Consider the following 20940-nt stretch of genomic DNA (forward strand, 5'->3'; position numbering starts at 1 on the left):
AGATCATCAAGTAGAAACCCGGGGCGGTGCATCGCGCACCGTATGCGGGCAGTGAGGCGGAAATGGCGTATTTTACGCAGGCAGGTCACGGCCAGTCGTATTCCAATGGAGGGGACCGTTCTTCGGACCCCGCCACAGAAACGCAAGGGATCCGGCAGGAGCCGTCTTTCGCCGATGCGCATCTGCGCGATCCCGTTGCCCAATCGCCCTATCCGCAGCCGGAACACCCCTTCGGCCATGATCCGCAGACACCCGCTCCGCGCCCGCAGGCCGCCGCAGGGTATGGCCAGCAGCCGCAAGCGGGTGGGTATTTTGCACAACATCAGCCGCAGGCGCCCGCGCAGGGCTATAGCCCTTATCAGCAGGCAGCCCCCGCCTATGGCGACCCGGCAGAGGACGCCTATAGCGGTCCGGGCACCGATCAGGGGCACCGCTATGATGACTATGGATTTACCCCCGACCCCGTCGGCACAGGCCGCGCCGGACTGGCGAAGGCGTTTAGCGCCCTTGGCGCCGTGGCCTCGCTGGCGCTGGTCGCAGGCATCGGTCTCTGGGGCTATCAGCTGATCTCACGCGACGTAAGCGGCGTGCCCGTGGTGCGCGCTGTCGAAGGCCCGTTGCGGGTGCAGCCAGACAACCCCGGCGGCCTGCCCGCCGATCATCAGGGCCTTGCGGTCAACGCGGTTGCCGCCAACGGCAATGTCGAAAGCCCCGCCGACCGTCTGACGCTGGCCCCCGAAGATGTGGCGCTGACCGATGATGATCAGCCCATGCAGGCGGCCCTGACAACCAACATCTCTGGCGCCGGACGGGATCGCGCGCCTGTGGCTGACACCTCCGATCTTTCGACTGAGGCGGTGGCCGCATATCAGGGCGGCGACATCGACGCGCTGGTGGCAGAGCTGACCGACGGTGTCACCCCACTGGGACAGGATGCGCTCAACGGGGCTGAGCAGCTTTCCGCTGCCGCTGCCGCGCCCAACACCGCCCCGGCAATTGTGCAGCCCGAGCCCCTGCAACCCGTGAGCATTGCCGCCGTCGCCCCGGCACCGAACGCGGCCCTGCGCAACGCCCCCGGTGTGCGCGTCTCACTGCGGCCCGCAGCGCGCCCGGCGCGGTTCTCTCCCACCCGTGCGGTTGCGGCCACCCCGGCGGCACGCACCACCCAAGACGTCTCACCCGACAGCCTGCCCGCAGGCACCCGGCTGGCCCAGCTTGGCGCCTACGAAAGCGCAGAGGTGGCCCGCGCCGAATGGGACCGCATCCACGGTCGTTTTGCGGACTATCTGGAAGGCAAGAAACGCGTGATCCAGAAGGCCGAAAGTGGCGGTCGCACCTTCTATCGACTGCGCGCGATGGGTTTTGCCGATCTGTCGGATGCGCGTCGGTTCTGCTCCGCTCTGGTGGCAGGCAACGCGGATTGTATCCCCGTGACCACCCGCTAGGGCATCCCCGCCAGGACTTGGGGTCACGCCCGACACCTCAGCGCCCGGCCCAGCCGGGCGTTTGTCGTTTACCATCCGGCAAACTGCTGCCAGTTTGCCCCATCCGACCATGGCGCCGCCCGCGACACTGGTGTATCAGCGCCCCAGCACAAAGAGGATCGCAATGCGTTACGGAGCCACCATATTAGATGCCGAAGGCCTGCGTCTCAGCGCGGCGGAAAAGGCGCTGTTTCAGCGGGTCAACCCGTTTGGCTTCATCCTGTTTGCCCGCAATATCGACACTGCTGAACAGACCCGCGCGCTTTGTAGTGACCTGCGCGAGGCGGTGGGCCGTGACTGCCTAATCACCATCGACCAAGAGGGTGGCCGGGTGCAGCGCCTGCGCCCGCCACTGGCGCGGCAATGGCAGCCCGCATTGGATCACGCGCTGGCGGCAGGCGAGGGCGCGAACCGAGCCATGTATCTGCGCGCGCGGCTGATCGCGGAGGAATTGCGCAATCTGGGCATCGACAGCAACTGCGCGCCGCTGGCGGATGTCGCTGGCCCGCAGACGCATCCGTTCCTCAAAAACCGCTGCTATGGCAGCGACCTCGCCACCGTGGTTAACCGTGCCCGCGCCACCGCTGACGGCCTGCTGGACGGCGGTGTGGTGCCGGTGGTGAAACACATCCCCGGCCATGGCCGCGCCAGCATGGACAGCCACCATGATCTGCCCCGGATCACCGCCTCTCTCACCGATCTGGCGCGGGAGGACTTCGCCGCATTTGCCGCGCTGAACGATCTTCCGATGGGGATGACGGCGCATCTGGTCTATGAGGCCCTCGACAGCCAACCCGCCACATTGTCCCCCCGCGTGATGCAGATGATCCGTTCGGACATTGGCTTTGACGGGCTGATCATGAGCGACGATATCTCGATGAAGGCGCTGAACGGCACCGCCGCAGATATCGCCCGCGACACCATCGCAGCCGGCTGCGATGTGGTCCTGTTCTGCAACGCCCCGCTGGATGAGCGCGCCGCCGTGGCCGATGCCGCAGGCGAGATGACCGACGCCGCACAGGCACGTGCTGCGCGCGCCGAAGCCGCCCGCCGCGCGCCCACCGCGCTTGACATACCCACGGCCGAGGCCGAACTATCAGCCCTTATGGGCGGACAGGTATATGGCTGACACTCTGTTTGACGACGACGCGCTCAGCGTCGAGGACCGGCTTGCGGCCGAAGCATTGATCGTGGACGTTGACGGCTACGAGGGGCCGCTTGACGTGCTTCTGTCGCTTTCGCGCACGCAAAAGGTCGATCTGCGCCGCATTTCGGTGCTGGAACTGGCCCGCCAGTATCTCAGCTTTGTGGAAAAGGCGCATGAGCTGCGCATCGAGCTGGCTGCGGATTATCTGGTGATGGCGGCCTGGCTCGCCTATCTGAAATCCCGCCTGCTGCTGCCACCTGACCCGACCGAGGAAGGCCCCTCCGGTGAGGAACTGGCCGCGCATCTGGCCTTTCAGCTGGAGCGTTTGCAGGCAATGCGCGACAGCGCCGCGCGGTTGATGGCGCGCGATCAGCTGGGGCGCAACTTCTTTGCCCGTGGTCAGAGCGAGGATGTCACCCGCATCCGCACCGTCAGCTACTCGGCGAACCTCCTGGATCTGATGCAGGCCTATGCCCGTATCCGTACGCGGGATGATTTCCGCCCCTTCGTGCTAGACCGCGAGGCGATCTTTACCATGGAGGCGGCGCTGGAACGGATGCGCCACCTGATTGGCTACACCGGCAGCTGGACCGATATGATCACCTATCTGCCCGAAGGCTGGCACGCCGACCCGATGAAACGCCGCTCCGCCACCGCCTCCACCTTTGCGGCTTCGCTGCAACTGGTGAAAGAGGGCCATCTGGAGCTGCGCCAGAGCGAGACCTATGCGCCCATTCAGCTGCGCATTCGTGACAAGGATACCTGATGGACGATCACAGCCAGAACACCGTTGCGGAGGAAACCCAAACCCTGTTTGAGGCGCCGCCGATGGCCGAACAGGAGCGCATGGTTGAGGCGGTGCTGTTTGCCAGCGCCGAACCGGTCACCGTGCGCGATCTTGAGGCGCGGATGCCGCACGGCTGCGAACCCGGCACCGCGATGGAGCACCTGCGCAAACGCTACGAGGGGCGCGGCGTCAATATCGTGCGCGTTGGCGATGCCTGGGCGCTGCGCACCGCCTCCGATCTCGGCTTTCTGATGCAGAAGGAAACGGTGGAAACCCGCAAACTCTCGCGCGCCGCCATCGAAACCCTTGCCATCATTGCCTATCACCAGCCGGTCACCCGCGCCGAAATCGAGGAGGTGCGCGGCGTCTCTGTGTCGCGCGGCACCATTGATCAGCTGTTGGAAATGGATTGGATCCGCCTTGGTCGCCGCAAGATGACGCCGGGCCGTCCGGTGACCTTTGTGGTGACGCCGGTATTCCTTGATCACTTCGGGCTCGAAAGCGCGCGCGATCTGCCCGGCCTCAAGGAGCTGCGCGCCGCAGGCCTGTTGGAAAACCGCCCGCCACCGGGCAGCCTGCCCCTGGGCGGACGCGGCGACAGCGACGAGGTGGAGGAACAGCCGGAACTCTTTGGCGATTGATTGCCACTGGGGACTGACGCCCTAAATCCGCCGCATGAAGGGGCCACACTAACACGGCCGGGCTGGTGGCCCGGCGATCCCGATTGGTGCGAAGGAGACAGGCAGATGAACATTGAACGCGTGATTAATATGATCCTGCGCCGCCTTGTGGGCCGCGCGGTCAATGCAGGCGTTAATGCCGGGATCAAGGCTGTCTCAAAACGTGGCAAAGGGCAGGGCGCTGATAAGGGCAATCGCCCGGTCCAACAGGATGAGGCAACAGCCAAGAAGGCGCGTCTGATGCGTCGCAATACCCGACCGCCCCGGTTCTAGGGGGAAATCAGACGTTCTCTGGCGAACTGAAATGCTTTGACAGCTTCAGCCCCTGACCCTGATAGTTCGACGCAATATCAACACCGTAGAGCTGCTCGGGCACTTCGGACATCCGCTCATAGACCAGCCGCCCGACAACCTGCCCATGCTCCAGCACAAACGGCGCATCATGGCAGCGCACCTCCAGAACACCGCGCGACCCAGCACCTCCAGCAGCGGCATAGCCAAATCCGGGGTCGAAGAACCCGGCGTAATGCACCCGGAATTCGCCTACCATCGCCAGATAGGGCGCCATCTCGGCAGCATACTCCGGCGGAATGGCGATCGCCTCGCGGCTCACCAGAATGTAAAACGCACCGGGATCCAGAATGATCTGCCCCTTGGTGGTGCGGACCTCCTCCCAATACTCTGCCGGATCGTAGTGACCCAGTTTCGACAGATCGACCACGCCTGTGTGATGTTTGGCACGGTAGCCCACCAGATCACCGCTTTCGGGGCGCAAATCGACGGAGAAGCCGAGACCGTCTGAAATCACCGGATCACCCGATACAATCGGCGTCGCCTCATGAACCGCGCGCAGGTCGGCATCACTGAGGAATGTGCGCCCCTGACGAAAGATGATCTGCGTCAGCAATTGCCCCGGCTGCACCACAACAGAAAAGCTCTGCGGGCAGATTTCCGCATAAAGCGGTCCGTCATAGCCATCGGGTACCCGGTCGAACTCCACGCCCTGATCGGTGATCACCCGCGTCATCACATCCAGCCGCCCGATGGAAGACTTGGCACTGGCCGCCGCCGTCATCCCCTCCGGCAGGCGAATGCGCTCCATCAAAGGCACCACATAGACGCAGCCTTTCTCCAGCACCGCACCGCCGGTCAGCGCCACCCGGTGCATGGTCAGATCCTCCAGCCGCTCCGCAACCGTGCGCCCCAGACCGGGCAGGAACGAGGCACGCACCCGGTAGGCGCAGTCGCTCAGCCGCAGATCAAGGCTCGCAGGCTGGATCTGATCGTTGAGGATCGGAGAGGAGGCGGCAATCGCGCCCTCGGTGATCATCTGCCGGATTTGCCGGTCCGACAGCACACCCTGTGTCAGGCTGCTGCGCGTCTGTCCCTCAGATGTCATCCCATTCTCCCAACGCTTTATTATCAACACCTTGCACGAAAGGCAGATACAAAAACACCCACCCCAGAAAGGGGCGGGCGTTTTTTAGCCCCTTGCGAGGCGGGGTATTTTGGTCGGGCTAGCAGGACTCGAACCTGCGACCTTCCGTCCCCCAGACGGACGCGCTACCAGGCTGCGCTATAGCCCGTTGCGCTGGTTTCTACCCGTTTTTCCGGCAGGGGCAAGCGAAAAGATCAGTTTCTTTCGCCCCGCTGGAAAGTTTCTAGGCCGCCCCCTGATGCGCGCGCAATCTCTCGGCGCAGGCCCGCACCTCCGCGATGTGATCGGCAGGCAGATGGTCTAGCCCAGCCAGTCGCGCCAGCACGCCCGACGCCTGTGGCGCATGCGGCTCCGCCTCATCTGGAATGTCAATCACCAGCGGTTTTGGCTCTTCAGCGAATTCCTCAGCGACCTCTTCACCGACCGGGGCCTTAGCCTCCGCCGGATCCGCCCCCACCAGTTCCGGATTGATGAGGTCCGGGGCGCCCAGATCTGGCTCGCCCTCGTCCTCGCCGTCGTCCGCGTCGACACTCTCCTGATCAAGGGGATCGGCCACGACCGGAGCAGGCTCCGTCAGGTCAATTTCGGCCACATCCGTGTCACCCAGGTCGGCTTCCGCCAATGCGGGACCATCCGGTTCAGAAACATCCTGTTCTGGTTCGGGCATGTCAGCTGCCTGTGTGACCTCAAGGGGTTCCGCATCCTGCACGCCAAGTGCGCACAGCTCTGGATCCGGCGCCGTAACCTCTGGCAGATCGCTCTGCAGCGCGGTTGTCGTCTCCTCAGCAGTGATCTCCGCCGCGACCTCCGGGATGTCCGCCTGTGGCGCGAGGTCCGGGGCCGTCTCGGTCAGTTCCGCAGGCGCTCCAATCTCCGCAGGCTCCGCCAGTTCCACCGGGTCTCCCAGCTCCGCCGGAGCGGGCAGTTCCAGCGTTTCAGCCATGACATCCGGCGTCTCTTCCGCGGATGGTGCGGCAGTATGCTCCGGCAGGGGCGCATCTTCTGCATCTGCAAGATCTGCCACCACCTGCTCCGGCTCCTGCAGCGCGGCGTCCTCCGTCAGTGGCGCCTCCAGAAGATCATCGGAGACCGCAGGCGCGCTCAGGACCGGGTCGCTGACCACGCTGTCGTCCAGCGTCGGCGCATCCAGGTCCAGGGTGTCCAGATCCACCGCGTCGGCTGTCACTGCGCTGTCGTCAGCCATCTCCGGCAGCTCTGCCGGTTCAGCCAGATCCGGCGCATCGGCAAGTGGCTCCGGCGTCTCCGCCTCATCGGCAAAGGCCAAGGGATTGTCTTCGGGGGAGGGGGCTTCGTCGTCATCCGCCTGATGGTCGGCATTTGTATCCACAGCATCCACCGCATCCGTGGCAGCCACCAACTGTTCTTCTGCGGGTGGCACCTCCATGCCTGAGACCAGCGGTTCGGCCTCCGCAAGGTCATCTCCCAGATCTAAGGGCGGTTCGGCAAGGGGCTCTGCCTCAATCGCCGCAACCTGTTCCGGCGCCACCACATCGGCAAGGGCAGGGTCACTGTCCAACGCCTCGACCACCGGGGCTGGGCTGTCGCCCTGATCAAAAACCACCGGGTCCGGCACGTCACCTCCAGCCACGGCATCAGGAGCCGGCGTCTCTGGGTCGGCAGTTTCAAGATCGGTAATTTCCGGTTCCGCAGTCTCCGGTGCTGTCGCCTCGACCGTCTCTGTCGCATCATGCAGGGGCGCATCATGCAAGGGCGCATCATGCAAGGGCGCAGCAGCTGCGGAATCTGTTTCAGGGTCTGCGATCAGATCGGGCGCTTGCGGTGCAACAGCCTCCGCAGCACGCACCGGCTCATCCTCAACAGGCCGGTCTGAACCATCGTCATCGCTCCAGGGAGAGGCGCTCTCGGCGTCGGTTTCATCGACTGCGGCCACAGTCTCCACGTCTGTTCCCGCGGCCACCGGACCAAGGCTCGGCTCATCGGTGGGCGCCGGATCAGCTTCAACCTCCACGGCGCCACCTTCGACAGTGTCACCTTCCAAGGGGGCGACCGAGGTGACGGTCTCGGCAGCCGGGGCCATCAGCTCCGCCGCGTCGAGGGGAGCATCAACGTCCTCCGCCGCCATCTCTGTCTCAGTCGGCAGGGGCGCAACTGGGTCCGCACCTCCGACCTCCGATACCTCAGGTGTTGCATTCCACAACTGGCCCTGTTCCGGCGTGGGCGCATCAAGATCTGTTGTTGTATCAACGTCTTGATCGATTTCAGCCGGGGCGGTGGCATCACCCTCGCCAGCGATGATCGCAGCATCACGCGTCTGATCCGCGACATCCAGCGGCAGACCCGGTTGGGCTGCCATTGCGGGGCTTTCCGACGTGGCCTCTGGCGCGGGCGCAGCCGTATCGGCCATCGACGCACCCATCGCAGCGGAAGGCGGGGGCGATGGGTCCGGTGGGGAGGCGGCAGGTGTTGCCATTGGTGCCGCTGTTGGCGCGGCATGCGTGCTCGCCGCATCGCCGGGTGTGCCACCTGTCATCCCAACCGGTGTTTCCCCGACCACCCCGCCTGGCATCTCGCCCGTAGGCGCTGGCGCGGCAGGGATCGCCGTTTCACTGGTGGGCGCGGCTGGCGGGTGGAGCGACCCGGTCTGAGCCACCGCAGTGTCAATCGGATCGGCGGCGGGAGCCAGTTCATCAGCGGCCGGCATAGAGGGAGCGGGCATGGAGGGAGACCCCGGCGCGGCGCTGAACGCGGGTTCCACGGCGGCAGAGGTCCCGTCCTCAGCGGCAGGCGTTGCCGGGGCTACGGGCGCGGTTTCTGTCTGCGCTGCAACAGGCGTCTCACCCTGCGGCGGCGCCACAGGTGTCGGGTCCGCCGGGGCCAGCGGTGCAGACGCAGCTGGGGCAGATGTGGGGGCAGCGGCCGCGGGGCCCGAGGTGCTGGGGGCATCTGCGTCGGCAGCAGGGACGGCTGCACTCGGGGCCGCAGGAGCCGCAGTAATCGGGGCGCCCGTCGCGGGAGAGGCCGCAGCGGGGTCGGCGCTGACAGATGGTGCGGCGGGGGGCGGATCCGCCAGTCCCGGTTGAGCCAGTCCCGGTTGCGCCTGACCCGGTTGGACTTGCGCCCGTTGCGCCTGTCCGGGTTGGACCTGTCCCGGTTGGGTCTGTATCGGCTGAGCCTGCGCGGGTTGCACGGATTGTGCTGGCGTCTCTGTCACCTGCGCCGCCTCTGCCGGTGCGGCCAGCGGCGGTTCGGTGGCTGTGGGGGCCTCTTGCGGGGCTGCATCTGCTGGACCATCCGCCTCGACAGAGACCTCAGCCTGAACCTCAGCCTGAACCTCGGCGACGGCGATCTCCTCGGGCGGGCTTACCTCTCCCTCAATCACCGTCTCACTCGTTGAGGGGGCAGGTTCAGTTGCCTCGGCCTCAGCGGTGGGGATATCTCCGGCACCCATGGCGGCCACATGGGCGGGACCATGTTCGCGCAACAGCGCCTGCACATCCTTGATGGACAGCCCCTTGTCGTGCAGCAAAATCTTGATGCTGCCCAGCAATTCAACATCGGCAGGCCGATAGTACCGACGCCCGCCTGCGCGTTTGACCGGTTTGATCTGGGTGAATTTGCTTTCCCAGAAACGCAAGACATGCGCCTGGATCCCCAGCCACTCCGCTACTTCGCTGATGGTGCGGAAGGCGTCTGGTGATTTTGACATCGCGTGGTGTGTCCCGTGGTTACTGACCGTTATTTACGGTTCCCGTCTGCCACCCGGTCCTTCATCAAATGCGATGGTCGAAAGGTCAAAACCCGGCGAGGCTGAATGGGCACCTCTTCGCCAGTCTTCGGGTTGCGCCCCACGCGGGCGGATTTATCGCGCACGCTGAAGGTCCCGAAGGAAGAAATTTTGACCTGTTCCCCACGGACCAGGGCGTCAGACATATGCTGAAGCAGGCTTTCCACCAGCTGCGCGCTTTCGTTGCGCGACAGGCCGACTTCGCGGAAGACCGCTTCACTCAAATCCATTCGTGTTAGTGTTTTTTCGCCCATGACTATCCCCGCTGTTTGTCGAAGCATAGGGCGGGGGGAATTTCCCTGTCAATATCAATGAATTGCATCGGGGAGTTGGACTGGTAAAATCGCACGCCTTCTGAGCGTTGCCTTGCCGCTTACCAGCGCAGCACCACCGATCCCCAGGCCAAACCGCCGCCAATCGCCTCGGTGACCACCAGATCGCCCTGTTTGATCTGACCCCGTGCCTTGCCCACGGAAAGCGCCAGCGGGATCGACGCGGCGGAGGTATTGCCGTGGTCCTGTACGGTCACGACAACCTTCTCCATCGGCAGGCCCATCTTCTTGGCGGTGCCCTGAATGATGCGGATGTTGGCCTGATGCGGCACGATCCAATCCACGTCATCCGCGCCAAGGCCGGCACGCTCCAGCGCGGTATGGGCGGTGGAGGCCAGTTTCTCAACTGCGTGGCGGAACACCTGATTGCCCTGCATGCGCAGATGACCGGTGTTCTGGGTCGATACACCGCCATCCACATAAAGCAGATCTTTGTAGCGCCCGTCGGAATTGAGATCGGTTGCCAGAATGCCGCGATCATCGCTGCTGCCGGCGCCGTCCTGCGCCTCCAGCACCAGCGCGCCGGCGCCATCACCAAACAGAACGCAGGTGGAGCGGTCGGTCCAGTCCATGATCCTGCTAAAGGTCTCCGCCCCGATCACCAGCACCTTTTCGGCCTGACCGGAGGCAACCAGCGCATTGGCGTTGCTCAGCGCGTAAACGAACCCGGCACAGACCGCCTGCACGTCAAAGGCAAAGCCGCGCGTCATACCCAGCTGCGCCTGCACCATGGTGGCAGCAGAGGGGAAGGTCAGATCGGCGGTAGAGGTGGCCACGACGATGGCGTCGATATCTTCGGCCGTCAGCCCCGCATCGGTGAGCGCATTTTGCGCGGCCTTGGTGGCCATCATCGAGGTGGTTTCCCCCTCGGCAGCGAAATGGCGGCGCTCAATCCCGGAGCGGCTGCGAATCCATTCGTCGGTGGTGTCTAGCGTGGCTTCGAATTCCGCGTTTTCGACCACGCGTTCAGGGAGATAATGCCCGGTCCCGACAATTACTGCGCGTCGCGTCATTCTATGGCCTGCCTTTTAGTCTTTTTTGGTGGGCGCCTGGTCGGTTGGGGTCTCGTCCATTTGCGCTGGTTTATCTTGGGTAAGCGCCACAGAGGATGCAACCCGTGCCGCCAGTTTTTCTGCAAACCCCTGCTGGGCGAGACGGAACGCCAGCTTGACCGCCGCCGAGACACCGGTGGCATCGGCGCCGCCGTGGGATTTCACCACGGTGCCATTGAGGCCAAGGAACACGCCGCCATTGACCCGACGCGGATCCAGCCGTTTGGAGAGCCGCTTCAGCGAGGTCATCGCCAGCAGCGCGGCAATCTTCGACAGGAAGGAATATTCAAACGCCTCGCGCAGCGCGACACGCATCAGGCTGGCGGTGCCTTCGCCGGTCTTGATCGCCACATTGCCGGTAAACCCGTCGGTGACAATCACATCGGCCACATCACCGGGGATATCGCTGCCCTCGACGAAGCCAACGAAATCAAAACTGCCGTTGTCCGAATGATCGGAGATCAGCCCGTAGGCCTCTTTCAGATCGGCGTGGCCTTTGTGTTCTTCGGTGCCGACATTCAACAGACCCACGCGGGGGCGGGGGATATCCATCGAATTGCGCACATAAGAGGTGCCCATCAGGGCGTATTGCAGCAGATCCTGCGCATCGGCACGCACATCGGCGCCGACATCCAGCATCACGTTGAAGCCTTGCGGATTGCGTGACGGCCAGAGAATCGCAATCGCCGGACGGTTCACGCCGGGCAGTTTGCGCAGGCGCAGCATCGACAGCGCCATCAGCGCGCCGGTGTTGCCGCAGGAGACGGCACCGGCGGCTTCGCCCTGTTTGACTGAGTCGAGCGCCGACCACATCGACGTGCCCTTGCCGTTGCGCATCACCTGAGAGGGTTTGTCCTCCATGGTGACCACGTCGCGGGCATCGCGGAATTCCACGCGTCCATTGAGGATGCGTTTCTTGGCGACGAGTGGTTTCAGCTGATCTTCGGGACCATGCAGGATGAACCCCAGATCGGGGTTCTTGTCGGCGGACATAGCAATGCCGGCCACCACAACTGCGGGGCCGGCATCTCCGCCCATGGCGTCAACCGAAATGACTATGCGGCCGGCATTCTTCTGCATCTGATCGGGTTTACCCGCCATGAAAAGGCCTGCCTGACATAAGTCTGGGTCAGACGCGGCTTAGGCCGCGTCTTCGTCCATGTCGATCTCGTCAGCGGCTGCGACGATTTCTTTCTCGTCGTAGTGGCCGCAGGAGGGGCAAACGTGGTGCGGGCGCTTCAGCTCGCCGCAGTTGCCGCATTCGTTCGGGTTTGCAGCAACCAGTGCATCGTGCGCGCGGCGGTTGTTGCGACGCGACTTGGATACTTTGTTCTGTTGGACAGCCATGTCTCAACCTTTGTCACTTGGGGCCTTGGGGCTGTCCCCGCGGCGCGTTTCACATTCAATGTTTCGATCGGTCTGCCGTGCGTTTAGGCCGCAGCCTTGCCGATGTCCAACCAAAATTCCGATGAGCGCGCGAAAATACTGCGAATTGACGCTGGCGCAAGTGGTTTTTTGGCCGGTCAGCGCAGGAACACCAATCGGAATCGTCTGGCTGCTCTCTTTTCAGTCTTCGCCGCCGCCGTCAAGCTGATCGCGCAGAGCCGCCAGCCCGGCAAAGGGCTTGGTGTCCTCATCGCGCATCGGGGCCACACCGGGTTCGGCATGCACCGATTCTCCCAGTTCGGCGCCGTCTTTGCGGGGGTATTGCGGCAGTGCCAGCGCCAGCGCCTCCACCATCACCTCCTGCGGGGAGATATGGCTGCCAAGCGGTTCGCTGGTGTCATCTTCCGGCATCTCCACCTCTTCCTCGCTGTCGGGATGCACCATCCCCGCGATGAAGCTGCGGCGCACCTTCTGGTCGATGCGGCTGGTCACCGGATCCAGCGTCACCACGCAGGGCTGCACCACGGTCGCCCCCAGATCCGCCACCAGTTCCCAGTCGCGTTTGCCCAGGGCGCGGATCTCTCCGGCAAAGCGCAGCTTGCGCAGATCATCAACGCCAAGCTCCTGGGCGAGCGCCTTCATCGTGGCGGTATCAGGGCGCAGTTCAAAGGTGGTTGCGCGGTTTTGCGGGAGGTCAGCGACCCGAAAAGCGGTGCTCTCAGACATTTGGGGGACTTTCGTTTCTTGAACCGGAGGCTCGGTTTAGGTAATCCGGTTCAAAGGCGTATTCAAGCCGGGGGGCAAGAGAGTAGCATGACATCCAAACGCATGAGGTCGCTGAAAGCGGCGACAAGGGTCACGGTTCTCTTGGTTGCGGGGCTCGCGGTCAGTGGCTGCGCGATGTATCGCAAACATGGATATGTCCCCAGCGAGGAGCTGCTCTCCGAGGTGGTCGTGGGCGTTGATACCAAGGACAGCGTGGCCGAAACCGTCGGTGTGCCTGCAGCAGAGGGCGTGCTGACCGATGGCGGGTATTACTACGTCTCCACCCTGATGCGCCGCCGCGGCCCGTCAGCGACAAAGCCGGTCTCGCGCGAATTGGTGGCGATCAACTTCAACGATCAGGGCGTGGTCACCGGGATCGAACGCTACGGTCTGGAACAGGGCCGGGTGATTCCCCTGCAACGCCGCGTGACCAGCTCCAACGTGCAGGACAAGACATTCCTGCGCCAGCTTCTGGGCAGCCTCGGCAACTTTGGCCCCGGTGGTCTGATCGAATGATAGGGCGGGTCTGATCGGCCTGCATATCGAGATCTTTGAAAAGCCATCCTGATCCGGGGTGGCTTTCGTCATTTGGCTGAAATGTGATCCATGGTAGGCAGGCCTGAGTTGTTTGCTGTGCGGTAGCCTGCGGTGTCTGTGGTTGGTGGAAGATCTGTGTTGCGTGATGTGATCAAACCGGTCGGGATGACAGGTGATGCAGAGCCTGAGACGGTTTTGCAGGGCGGCCGCTACCGTGTCCGCGTCATTGATGGGGCGGAGGGCGCGTTGGTCCATGCGGATCTGCAACAGGCACAGCGCCTGCGTGGTCTGTGTTTTGGACGACCCGGACTGGATGCAGAGGCGCTGGATGCGCGCTGTCGGCATCTGTTGGTGGAAGATCAGGCCAGTGGCCGCTTGGTCTGTTGCTGCCGATTGCTGCTCTTGCCGGATGGCGCGCATCTTGGGGTCAGCTACTCAGCACAGCGCTATGATCTGACCCGATTGCAATCTCGTACTGGCCCGCTGCTGGAGCTGGGTCGGTTCTGCATCCATCCTGATTGGCAGGACGCGGACATTCTGCGGCTGGCCTGGGGCGCGCTGACGGCGTTTGTGGACCAGCAGGGCGTGGAGCTGCTGTTTGGCTGTTCGTCGTTCCGGGGCACGGATCCGGCGGCTTACTCTCAGGCACTGGCCCTGCTGAGGCTGCGCCATCAGGCCCCGCCGGGGCAGGGCGTCGGGGTGCGTTCGGCGGAGGTGCTGGAGCTGGCCGCATTGGACCTGCCCCGCGTGGACGTCAAACAGGCCCTGCAGCAGATGCCACCCCTGCTACGCACCTATCTGATGATGGGCGGCTGGGTCAGCGACCATGTGGTGATTGACCGTGATCTCAACACGTTGCATCTGTTTACGGGTGTTGAAATCGCCGCCATTCCCGCCGCGCGCAAACGTCTGCTGCGCGCTGTTGCCGGGGGCTTCGCCAGTCACGGGGCCTGACAGCCGTTGACCTGCCCCGCGCCCCGGTTTAGCTGGCTCCTATGGCACGTATTCCTCTCTTACAGATGTCCGGTATCTCCCTCACCTTTGGGGGCGATCCGGTGTTCGCGGATCTTGATCTGGTGGTGCAACCCGGTGACCGGGTGGCGCTGGTTGGGCGCAATGGCTCCGGCAAATCCACCCTGATGAAGGTGATGGCCGGTCTGGTCGAAGCTGACGCGGGGTCGCTGGTGGTGCCGCCCGGAAAATCTGTCGGCTATATGGAACAGGACCCGCAGATGACCGGCTTTGCCACGCTGGGCGATTTCGCGGCCTCCGAGTTGGACCCCGGCGAGATGTACAAGGTGGAGCGCGCAGGCGAGGGGCTGAAGTTCGATCCCGCGCGCCCGGTGGCGACGGCCTCTGGCGGTGAAAAGCGTCGCGCGGCGCTGGCCAAGCTGATGGCCGAGGCGCCGGATCTGATGTTGCTGGATGAGCCGACCAACCATCTGGATATTGAGGCAATCACCTGGCTTGAGAATGAGCTGAAGGCGACCCGCGCGGGGTTTGTGTTGATCTCGCACGACCGGGCGTTCCTGCGGGCGCTGACCCGCGCGACGCTATGGGTGGACCGGGGGCAGGTGCGCCGTCAGGAAAAGGGGTTTGAGGCCTTTGAGGCCTGGCGCGACAAGATCTGGGAAGAAGAAGACCAGCAGCGCCATAAGCTGAACCGGCTGATCAAATCCGAAAGCCGCTGGGCGGTGGAGGGCATCTCGGCCCGGCGCAAGCGCAATATGGGCCGGGTGCGCGCGCTTCAGGATCTGAAGGCGGAGCGGTCGAGCCAGATCAAACGACAGGGCGCTGCGGAGCTGGCGCTGGACGCAGGCCCGAAATCGGGCCGCAAGGTGATTGAGGCCGCAGGGCTGACGAAATCCTATGGCGACAAGGCGATTGTGCGGGACTTCTCCCTGAAGGTGCAGCGCGGGGATCGGGTTGCCTTTGTCGGGCCGAATGGTGCGGGCAAGACGACCCTGTTGAAGATGCTGCTGGGGCTGGAACAGCCTGACGCGGGGACGGTGCAGCTGGGCACCAATCTGGAGCTGGCGCTGTTTGATCAGACCCGTGATCAGCTGGACGGCGATGCCAGCCTTTGGGAAAACCTGACCTCTGACCCTCTGCTCGGGATTTCCGGCAAGGCGGATCAGGTGATGGTGCGGGGGCAGCCGAAACATGTGGTGGGCTATCTGAAGGAATTCCTGTTCGATGAGGCGCAGGCCCGCGCGCCGGTGCGGTCCCTGTCCGGGGGCGAAAAGGCGCGGTTGCTGCTGGCCCGGTTGATGGCCCGGCAGAGCAACCTGCTGGTCTTGGATGAACCGACCAACGATCTGGATGTCGAAACACTGGATCTGTTGCAGGAGCTGCTGGACAGCTACGACGGCACGGTTTTGCTGGTCAGCCACGACCGGGATTTTCTGGACCGTGTGGCCACCACCACCATCGCCATGGAAGGCGGCGGCGGGGCCACGGCCTATGCCGGCGGGTGGAGCGATTATCTGGCCCAGCGTGGCCCGGTGGCCGGGGTGGCGGAGAAATCCGAAAAACCCAAGGTGGCGAAATCAAAACCCAAGCAGGAGGCGCAGCCGAAGGACGGTCTGAGCTTCAAGGAAAAACACCGGCTGGAGGCCTTGCCCGGAGAGATCGAGCGGCTGGAGGCGGAGATCGCCAAATTGCAACAGCTGATGGCCGATCCTGAGCTGTTCACCCGCGAGCCGGTGAAGTTTCAAAAAGCCACCGATGCGCTGGTGGAGCGGCAGGAAAAACTCTCCGCCGCTGAGGAAGAATGGCTGGAGCTGGAAGAGAAATCTGCGGGCTGAGGCCGGTCTGGTTTTTTGGTAAGTCATATTGACCCAATGTTTCGCGTGCGAAACATTGGGTCAAAGACGCTGCCGTAGTCTTTTGTAAAATATAAATTTTTCCTGATTGAAGTCTAAGGCGGCGCGCGCCTGCTGCGCAACAGCTCCGCGTTTTGACCGTGCGGATGTCAGCCGGGCAGCGCCCGCGCCGGATTGCCGACAACCCTCACCCCGGCTTCCACATCCCGTGTCACCACGGCACCAGCGCCGACGATGGCGCCATCGTTTACAGTGACGCCGGGCAGGACGATCGCACCGCCGCCGATCCAGACATCGGACCCCAGCGTGACCGGGCGCGCGACCTCTAACCCCTTGGCGCGCAACGCAGGATCGCGGTGATGATCGGCGCAGTAGATCTGCACATTTGGCCCCAGCATGCTACGGTCCCCGATACGCACAGGGGCGCTATCCAGAATGGTGCAGCCCGCATTCATATAGACCTGATCGCCAAGCGTAATATTGATCCCATAGGCGCAGTGAAACGGGGTCTCGATCAGGCAGTTTTGTCCATGTTCAGCGAAAAGCGCAGCCAGCGATGGGCTGAGGGGTTCGCCGGCGTCCGGGGCGCGGTGATTGTGCTGATGCACCGCCAGACGGGCCTGATGACGCAACACCGAGAGTTCGCTGTCTATGCAACAGTACCAGTCGCCCGCCTGCATCTTTTGCCGCTCAGATCGGCTCATGCCGGGCCTGTTTCGGGTGAGGGCGGCGGGGCTGGTGCGATGGTTTTGGCGTAATCGGCCATCAGATCCGCCAGCGCCTCCGCCGTGGTGGGGAAGCGGGCATAGCTGTGGGGGGCCGGGACATTTGCCCAGGGCTGTTTCTCCTCGGTCATGATCTCGACGAAGGGGGTGAACCACGTCAGATCATCCAGCAGGGAGGCACGCAGATTCACCCGCTCCGGCGCCGCCTTCAGGCGTGAGAGGACGAAGCTGAGGCAGCTCGGGCAGTAATAATGCTTGCGTTCTGCGCTGTGGAGGCCGCCCAGCACCAGCTCTCCCGTGGTGGTGACGGCCGCTGCCGGGAACATGACGGTCAGGGAATAGGCGCTGGCGGCAAGTTTCTGACAATCGCGGCAATGGCAGGCCAGCGTCAGAAGGGGCGCGGCAGTGACATGCAGCTGCACAGCGCCGCAGAGACAGGCGCCGGTCAGTGGCAGGTTGGGCTGGGTCATGGGTCGGCTCCCCCTTGGTCAGGCTCCGCGACAGGCTAGCGGAGTTTCTGGGGGCTGTCGCTGCTCATTTCCCTGCCGCGCCAATCAGGGGGAGGGGGGCCTCAAGAGGGGGATCCCCCCTTGAGGTATCAGCGTGGTATCCGTTGCAATGTGTGCACCTGTGGGCGCGTCAGCGCATCCGCAGCGCGCCGTCGAGGCGGATCACCTCGCCGTTGAGATAGCCCATCTCGACGATAAACCCGGCCAGACGGCCATATTCGGCAGGATCACCCAGGCGGGCGGGGTTGGGCACATCGGCGGCGAGCTGCTGCTGCACCTCTTCTGGCAGGCCTGCGAGCATTGGGGTCATGAAGATGCCCGGCGCGATGGTCATCACCCGCACGCCCGAAGAGGCCAGATCGCGGGCCATCGGCAGGCACATGCCCACAACACCCCCTTTGGAGGCGGCATAGGCGGCCTGGCCCTTTTGGCCGTCAAAGGCCGCGATGGAGGCGGTGTTGATGATCACACCGCGGCCACCATCCTCGGCCGCGTCACATTTGGCGATTTCCACAGCGGCCAGCCGGGCCACGTTGAAGGTGCCGACGAGGTTGATGTCGATGGTGCGCTGATAGGCATCAAGCGGATGTGCGCCATCGCGGCCCACGGTTTTGATGCCAAGGGCGATGCCAGCGCAGTTCACGCAGGCGTTGATCTTGCCCATTTTCTCGCTGGCGAGCGCCATGGCAGCAGCAACTGAGGCTTCGCTGGTGACATCGGTTTCGGCAAAATGCCCCCCGATTTCGGCGGCCACGGCGGCGCCGCGTTCGGCGTCCCGGTCCAACAGGGTGATCTGGGCGCCATTGGCGGCGAAATGACGGGCGGTGGCCTCACCAAGGCCAGAGGCGCCGCCGGTGACGACGGCGGCGGTTTGCGACAGTTTCATGAGCAGGGCTCCTCCCGGGGATCTGTGCTATCGGGTTCATATCTGAACATGTGTTCAGATAATCACGTCCCCCTAGCAGTGTCCAGAGAGCCCGGGATTCATCAGCCGTTTGTCGAGCGCGGCCAAGGGGCGCAGCAGGCGACCCAGCGGCGGCCAATAGGCCCAGGTGCCGCCCAGTTGGTGCAACCGCGCGCCGGTGCCCAGTTTGAACCGGGCCAGACCTGCGGCGTCTTCGGTGTTGATCACCCCCAGATCCAGCTGTTCGCAGCCCTGTTTGGCCAGCCAGGACATCGCCTCCCACATCAGGAGGTTATGGGCGGACAGCGCCTTGCCCCGGTCGGTGGTGTGGGCGATGTGGTAGGTCGCGCCGCGCCCATGGCGCAGAACAAGAATGCCCGCGACGATGTCCTTGCCGTCATGGGCCTCGAAAATCTTGGCCATGCCTTTGTTCTCGCGGGCGTAGGCCAGCGTCAGATCCACGGGCCAGCTGCGATACCCGCGGCTGGATTGCTGCGCGGCATCGGCGGCAAAGATCCAATGCGCGGGTGTCTGCGGCAGCGATTGGCGGGTGATGCGCAGCCCCTGTTGTTCGCCGTGGACCAGCCGGTTGCGCCATTTCTGGTGCAGATTGGCGCGCCGCTGATCGGGGTCAGTCGTCAGGTCCACCAGCCCGACGTGGGCCGGGCTGACCAGCGCCACGGCGCCGTGGCGGGCCAGGGCAGGCGTGGGCGTTTCGGGGGATAGGATCACCGGCGTGCGGCGCAGGCCGTTTTCCTGCAGGTGTTCCAGCAGACGCAGCGGTTTGTCGATGCGGGCACGGTTCACCATGGCCACGTTGATGCGGCCCCAGATTTTGCGGCGCATCACGACAGTGTCCTTCATCTGGCCAAGCACCAGAGGATCCTTGCCGGTGGCCTGAAGTGCGCGGGCAAATTCTGCCGATTGCGGCAGGGCAGAGATGGTTTCGTCGCGAAGAATGGGTCGGGGCATGACATCTGCTGGTGTGAAATCGAACATGGCGCCATTAACCGCAGCGAAACCTAAATGATGGTTAATGGGGGTATGAAAAATACGAATAAAATTCGAAATCATCATGCGCCGGGGCCGAGGATCACCAAAGCCGCCGCTTTGCTGGCGGCGCTGGCGCTTTCTGTGCCGGTTGGGCTGGGGCTTCTTCTGGTGGATCTGCTGCTGTTGTGAGGGCGCGGATTGGCTGCGGTGGGAACCTGTGGCTCAGACGAAAAAGGGGGCCGATTGGCCCCCTTGGATCATCGTCTTGATCTATGCGCGCGGGGTCAGCCGTTCAGCTGCACCAGCGCGTGGCGTTTTTTGCCGGCCGAGAGTTTGATCGGCGAGGCGAGCGCGGCGGCGTCGATCATCAGCCCTGCATCGGTCAGCGGCTTATCGTCGATCTTGGCACCGTTTTCCGAGATTAGGCGCTTGGCGTCCTTGCCGGATTTGGCCAGCCCGGATTTCACGATCAGCTGCACGATGGAGATGCCATCGCCCAGATCCGCAGATGACAGCGAGAGCGTGGGCAGATCGTCGCCAATGCCGCCTTTCTCAAACACTTCGCGGGCGGTGGCTTCGGCGGCGGCGGCGGCCTCTGCGCCATGCAGCAGGGTGGTCACCTCATTGGCGAGGATCACCTTGGCGGCATTCACCTCGGAGCCTTCAAGCGCGCCGAGGCGGTCACATTCGTCCACCGGCAGCTCGGTGTAGAGCTTGAGGAAGCGGCCCACATCGGCGTCGGTGGTGTTGCGCCAGAACTGCCAGAACTCATACGGCGAGAGCAGATCGCCATTGAGCCAGATGGCACCGTTCTGGGACTTGCCCATCTTCTTGCCATCCGAGGTGGTCAGCAGCGGCGAGGTGAGGCCATAGATCTCATGATCCAGCACCCGGCGCGTCAGGTCGATGCCGTTGACGATATTGCCCCATTGGTCCGACCCGCCCATCTGCAACACGCAGCCATAGCGGCGGTTCAGCTCAAGGAAGTCATAGGCCTGTAGAATCATGTAGTTGAATTCGAGGAAGGACAGCGACTGTTCGCGGTCGAGACGCGATTTCACGCTCTCAAACGACAGCATCCGGTTCACCGAAAAATGGCGCCCGATGTCGCGCAGGAACGCGAGATAGTTCAGATCGTCCAGCCATTCGGCATTGTTGAGCATCATCGCCGCGTTGCCCGCGCCGCTGTCATAGTCGATATAAGCGTCGAACACCTTTTTGATGCCGGCGATATTGTCGTCGATCTGGGCGTCGGTCAGCAGGGGGCGCTCATCAGCGCGGAAGGAGGGATCGCCCACCTTGGTGGTGCCGCCGCCCATCAGGGTGATCGGTTTGTGGCCGGTTTTCTGGAACCAGCGCAGCATCATGATCTGGATCAGCGAGCCGACATGCAGCGAGGTCGCGGTGGCGTCGAAACCGATGTAGGCGGATTGACCGGGGGTCATCAGCGCCTCGTCCAGGCCCTGATAATCGGTACAGTCGGACAGATAGCCGCGTTCCATCATAACTGCGATGAAATCCGATTTTGGGTGGTAGGTCATGATGTGCCTCGGCTTTTGAATTGCGCGCTGCTGTATAAAACGCAATTTGCACGGGGGAAAGCAGTGTGA

21 protein-coding genes and 1 tRNA gene are annotated in these 20940 nt (G+C 63.6%); 9 read left to right on the plus strand and 13 right to left on the minus strand.

Annotated elements, in window-relative coordinates:
- The first annotated feature begins 62 nt into the window (after nt 1-62).
- From phaeop14_RS05135 to phaeop14_RS05155, 5 genes are all read left to right on the plus strand, one after another.
- Nucleotides 63-1445, plus strand: coding sequence for an SPOR domain-containing protein (locus phaeop14_RS05135; RefSeq protein WP_096788943.1), 1383 nt, complete (start codon nt 63-65; stop codon nt 1443-1445).
- 163 nt (nt 1446-1608) lie between these two features.
- Nucleotides 1609-2613, plus strand: coding sequence for a beta-N-acetylhexosaminidase (gene nagZ, locus phaeop14_RS05140; protein ID WP_096790231.1), 1005 nt, complete (start codon nt 1609-1611; stop codon nt 2611-2613).
- Nucleotides 2606-3397 (plus strand): segregation and condensation protein A, encoded by a 792-nt coding sequence (locus phaeop14_RS05145; protein ID WP_040177974.1) that lies wholly within the window; start codon nt 2606-2608, stop codon nt 3395-3397. Before nagZ ends, phaeop14_RS05145 begins: the two co-directional genes overlap by 8 nt.
- Nucleotides 3397-4059, plus strand: a complete 663-nt coding sequence (gene scpB / locus phaeop14_RS05150) for an SMC-Scp complex subunit ScpB (RefSeq protein WP_024097765.1) — start codon at nt 3397-3399, stop codon at nt 4057-4059. Before phaeop14_RS05145 ends, scpB begins: the two co-directional genes overlap by 1 nt.
- A 105-nt stretch (nt 4060-4164) precedes the next feature.
- Nucleotides 4165-4371 carry a hypothetical protein gene (locus phaeop14_RS05155; protein ID WP_096788944.1) on the plus strand — a complete coding sequence of 69 codons (207 nt, stop codon included), beginning with the start codon at nt 4165-4167 and terminating at the stop codon, nt 4369-4371.
- 7 nt (nt 4372-4378) lie between these two features.
- Here phaeop14_RS05155 and phaeop14_RS05160 read toward each other — a convergent pair whose 3' ends face one another.
- The 8 genes from phaeop14_RS05160 to phaeop14_RS05195 form a co-directional block, all read right to left on the minus strand.
- On the minus strand, nt 4379-5497 hold the full coding sequence (locus phaeop14_RS05160; protein ID WP_096788945.1) for a 2'-deoxycytidine 5'-triphosphate deaminase: 1119 nt from the start codon (nt 5495-5497) through the stop codon (nt 4379-4381).
- Nucleotides 5498-5607: 110 nt separating this feature from the next.
- Nucleotides 5608-5684: transfer RNA gene (locus phaeop14_RS05165), tRNA-Pro, on the minus strand.
- Nucleotides 5685-5759: 75 nt separating this feature from the next.
- Nucleotides 5760-9224, minus strand: a complete 3465-nt coding sequence (locus phaeop14_RS05170; RefSeq protein WP_096788946.1) for a MerR family transcriptional regulator — start codon at nt 9222-9224, stop codon at nt 5760-5762.
- Between the two features lie 29 nt (nt 9225-9253).
- Nucleotides 9254-9556: an integration host factor subunit alpha gene (gene ihfA / locus phaeop14_RS05175; protein ID WP_014874236.1), complete on the minus strand. Its 303-nt coding sequence runs from the start codon at nt 9554-9556 to the stop codon at nt 9254-9256.
- A gap of 119 nt (nt 9557-9675) precedes the next feature.
- A complete protein-coding gene (locus tag phaeop14_RS05180; RefSeq protein ID WP_040172974.1) occupies nt 9676-10647 on the minus strand; it encodes a beta-ketoacyl-ACP synthase III in 972 nt (323 codons plus the stop codon).
- Nucleotides 10648-10662: 15 nt separating this feature from the next.
- Nucleotides 10663-11787 (minus strand): phosphate acyltransferase PlsX, encoded by a 1125-nt coding sequence (gene plsX / locus phaeop14_RS05185; protein ID WP_096788947.1) that lies wholly within the window; start codon nt 11785-11787, stop codon nt 10663-10665.
- Between the two features lie 39 nt (nt 11788-11826).
- Complete coding sequence (rpmF, locus tag phaeop14_RS05190) at nt 11827-12033, minus strand: 50S ribosomal protein L32 (protein ID WP_014874239.1); 207 nt, start codon at nt 12031-12033, stop codon at nt 11827-11829.
- Nucleotides 12034-12252: 219 nt separating this feature from the next.
- Complete coding sequence (locus phaeop14_RS05195; protein ID WP_040172981.1) at nt 12253-12798, minus strand: YceD family protein; 546 nt, start codon at nt 12796-12798, stop codon at nt 12253-12255.
- Nucleotides 12799-12885: 87 nt separating this feature from the next.
- Here phaeop14_RS05195 and phaeop14_RS05200 point away from each other — a divergent pair, with 87 nt between their 5' ends.
- The 3 genes from phaeop14_RS05200 to phaeop14_RS05210 all read left to right on the plus strand — a co-directional run bounded on the left by phaeop14_RS05200 (nt 12886) and on the right by phaeop14_RS05210 (nt 16181).
- Nucleotides 12886-13353 (plus strand): outer membrane protein assembly factor BamE, encoded by a 468-nt coding sequence (locus phaeop14_RS05200; RefSeq protein WP_014879657.1) that lies wholly within the window; start codon nt 12886-12888, stop codon nt 13351-13353.
- Between the two features lie 156 nt (nt 13354-13509).
- Nucleotides 13510-14328, plus strand: a complete 819-nt coding sequence (locus tag phaeop14_RS05205) for a GNAT family N-acetyltransferase (protein WP_096788948.1) — start codon at nt 13510-13512, stop codon at nt 14326-14328.
- 41 nt (nt 14329-14369) lie between these two features.
- A complete protein-coding gene (locus phaeop14_RS05210; protein ID WP_167385673.1) occupies nt 14370-16181 on the plus strand; it encodes an ABC-F family ATP-binding cassette domain-containing protein in 1812 nt (603 codons plus the stop codon).
- Between the two features lie 167 nt (nt 16182-16348).
- Here phaeop14_RS05210 and phaeop14_RS05215 read toward each other — a convergent pair whose 3' ends face one another.
- The 4 genes from phaeop14_RS05215 to phaeop14_RS05230 all read right to left on the minus strand — a co-directional run bounded on the left by phaeop14_RS05215 (nt 16349) and on the right by phaeop14_RS05230 (nt 19336).
- The gene (locus phaeop14_RS05215; RefSeq protein WP_096788950.1) at nt 16349-16903 is read right to left on the minus strand and encodes a sugar O-acetyltransferase; all 555 of its coding nucleotides are present in this window, start codon (nt 16901-16903) and stop codon (nt 16349-16351) included.
- On the minus strand, nt 16900-17394 hold the full coding sequence (locus phaeop14_RS05220; RefSeq protein WP_096788951.1) for a GFA family protein: 495 nt from the start codon (nt 17392-17394) through the stop codon (nt 16900-16902). The genes phaeop14_RS05215 and phaeop14_RS05220 overlap by 4 nt, the downstream gene beginning before the upstream one ends.
- A gap of 169 nt (nt 17395-17563) precedes the next feature.
- Entirely contained in the window at nt 17564-18319 is a 756-nt protein-coding gene (locus phaeop14_RS05225; RefSeq protein ID WP_096788952.1) for an SDR family NAD(P)-dependent oxidoreductase, read from the minus strand.
- A gap of 72 nt (nt 18320-18391) precedes the next feature.
- The gene (locus phaeop14_RS05230; protein ID WP_096788953.1) at nt 18392-19336 is read right to left on the minus strand and encodes a GNAT family N-acetyltransferase; all 945 of its coding nucleotides are present in this window, start codon (nt 19334-19336) and stop codon (nt 18392-18394) included.
- 45 nt (nt 19337-19381) lie between these two features.
- Here phaeop14_RS05230 and phaeop14_RS19730 point away from each other — a divergent pair, with 45 nt between their 5' ends.
- The gene (locus phaeop14_RS19730) at nt 19382-19519 is read left to right on the plus strand and encodes a hypothetical protein (RefSeq protein ID WP_165587458.1); all 138 of its coding nucleotides are present in this window, start codon (nt 19382-19384) and stop codon (nt 19517-19519) included.
- A 95-nt stretch (nt 19520-19614) separates the two neighbouring features.
- Here phaeop14_RS19730 and tyrS read toward each other — a convergent pair whose 3' ends face one another.
- Nucleotides 19615-20871: a tyrosine--tRNA ligase gene (gene tyrS, locus phaeop14_RS05235; RefSeq protein WP_040172998.1), complete on the minus strand. Its 1257-nt coding sequence runs from the start codon at nt 20869-20871 to the stop codon at nt 19615-19617.
- Nucleotides 20872-20940: the final 69 nt, after the last annotated feature.

It is taken from the genome of Phaeobacter piscinae (assembly GCF_002407245.1).
In the GTDB taxonomy this organism is placed as follows: Bacteria; Pseudomonadota; Alphaproteobacteria; order Rhodobacterales; family Rhodobacteraceae; genus Phaeobacter; species Phaeobacter piscinae.

What these genes read in the sequence shown, in the direction of transcription:
- phaeop14_RS05135 (WP_096788943.1), top strand. Translation starts at nt 63, where the DNA reads ATGGCGTATTTTACGCAGGCAGGTCACGGCCAGTCGTATTCCAATGGA.
- nagZ (WP_096790231.1), top strand. Translation starts at nt 1,609, where the DNA reads ATGCGTTACGGAGCCACCATATTAGATGCCGAAGGCCTGCGTCTCAGC.
- phaeop14_RS05145 (WP_040177974.1), top strand. Translation starts at nt 2,606, where the DNA reads ATGGCTGACACTCTGTTTGACGACGACGCGCTCAGCGTCGAGGACCGG.
- scpB (WP_024097765.1), top strand. Translation starts at nt 3,397, where the DNA reads ATGGACGATCACAGCCAGAACACCGTTGCGGAGGAAACCCAAACCCTG.
- phaeop14_RS05155 (WP_096788944.1), top strand. Translation starts at nt 4,165, where the DNA reads ATGAACATTGAACGCGTGATTAATATGATCCTGCGCCGCCTTGTGGGC.
- phaeop14_RS05160 (WP_096788945.1), bottom strand. Translation starts at nt 5,497, where the DNA reads ATGACATCTGAGGGACAGACGCGCAGCAGCCTGACACAGGGTGTGCTG.
- phaeop14_RS05170 (WP_096788946.1), bottom strand. Translation starts at nt 9,224, where the DNA reads ATGTCAAAATCACCAGACGCCTTCCGCACCATCAGCGAAGTAGCGGAG.
- ihfA (WP_014874236.1), bottom strand. Translation starts at nt 9,556, where the DNA reads ATGGGCGAAAAAACACTAACACGAATGGATTTGAGTGAAGCGGTCTTC.
- phaeop14_RS05180 (WP_040172974.1), bottom strand. Translation starts at nt 10,647, where the DNA reads ATGACGCGACGCGCAGTAATTGTCGGGACCGGGCATTATCTCCCTGAA.
- plsX (WP_096788947.1), bottom strand. Translation starts at nt 11,787, where the DNA reads ATGGCGGGTAAACCCGATCAGATGCAGAAGAATGCCGGCCGCATAGTC.
- rpmF (WP_014874239.1), bottom strand. Translation starts at nt 12,033, where the DNA reads ATGGCTGTCCAACAGAACAAAGTATCCAAGTCGCGTCGCAACAACCGC.
- phaeop14_RS05195 (WP_040172981.1), bottom strand. Translation starts at nt 12,798, where the DNA reads ATGTCTGAGAGCACCGCTTTTCGGGTCGCTGACCTCCCGCAAAACCGC.
- phaeop14_RS05200 (WP_014879657.1), top strand. Translation starts at nt 12,886, where the DNA reads ATGACATCCAAACGCATGAGGTCGCTGAAAGCGGCGACAAGGGTCACG.
- phaeop14_RS05210 (WP_167385673.1), top strand. Translation starts at nt 14,370, where the DNA reads ATGGCACGTATTCCTCTCTTACAGATGTCCGGTATCTCCCTCACCTTT.
- phaeop14_RS05215 (WP_096788950.1), bottom strand. Translation starts at nt 16,903, where the DNA reads ATGAGCCGATCTGAGCGGCAAAAGATGCAGGCGGGCGACTGGTACTGT.
- phaeop14_RS05220 (WP_096788951.1), bottom strand. Translation starts at nt 17,394, where the DNA reads ATGACCCAGCCCAACCTGCCACTGACCGGCGCCTGTCTCTGCGGCGCT.
- phaeop14_RS05225 (WP_096788952.1), bottom strand. Translation starts at nt 18,319, where the DNA reads ATGAAACTGTCGCAAACCGCCGCCGTCGTCACCGGCGGCGCCTCTGGC.
- phaeop14_RS05230 (WP_096788953.1), bottom strand. Translation starts at nt 19,336, where the DNA reads ATGTTCGATTTCACACCAGCAGATGTCATGCCCCGACCCATTCTTCGC.
- phaeop14_RS19730 (WP_165587458.1), top strand. Translation starts at nt 19,382, where the DNA reads ATGAAAAATACGAATAAAATTCGAAATCATCATGCGCCGGGGCCGAGG.
- tyrS (WP_040172998.1), bottom strand. Translation starts at nt 20,871, where the DNA reads ATGACCTACCACCCAAAATCGGATTTCATCGCAGTTATGATGGAACGC.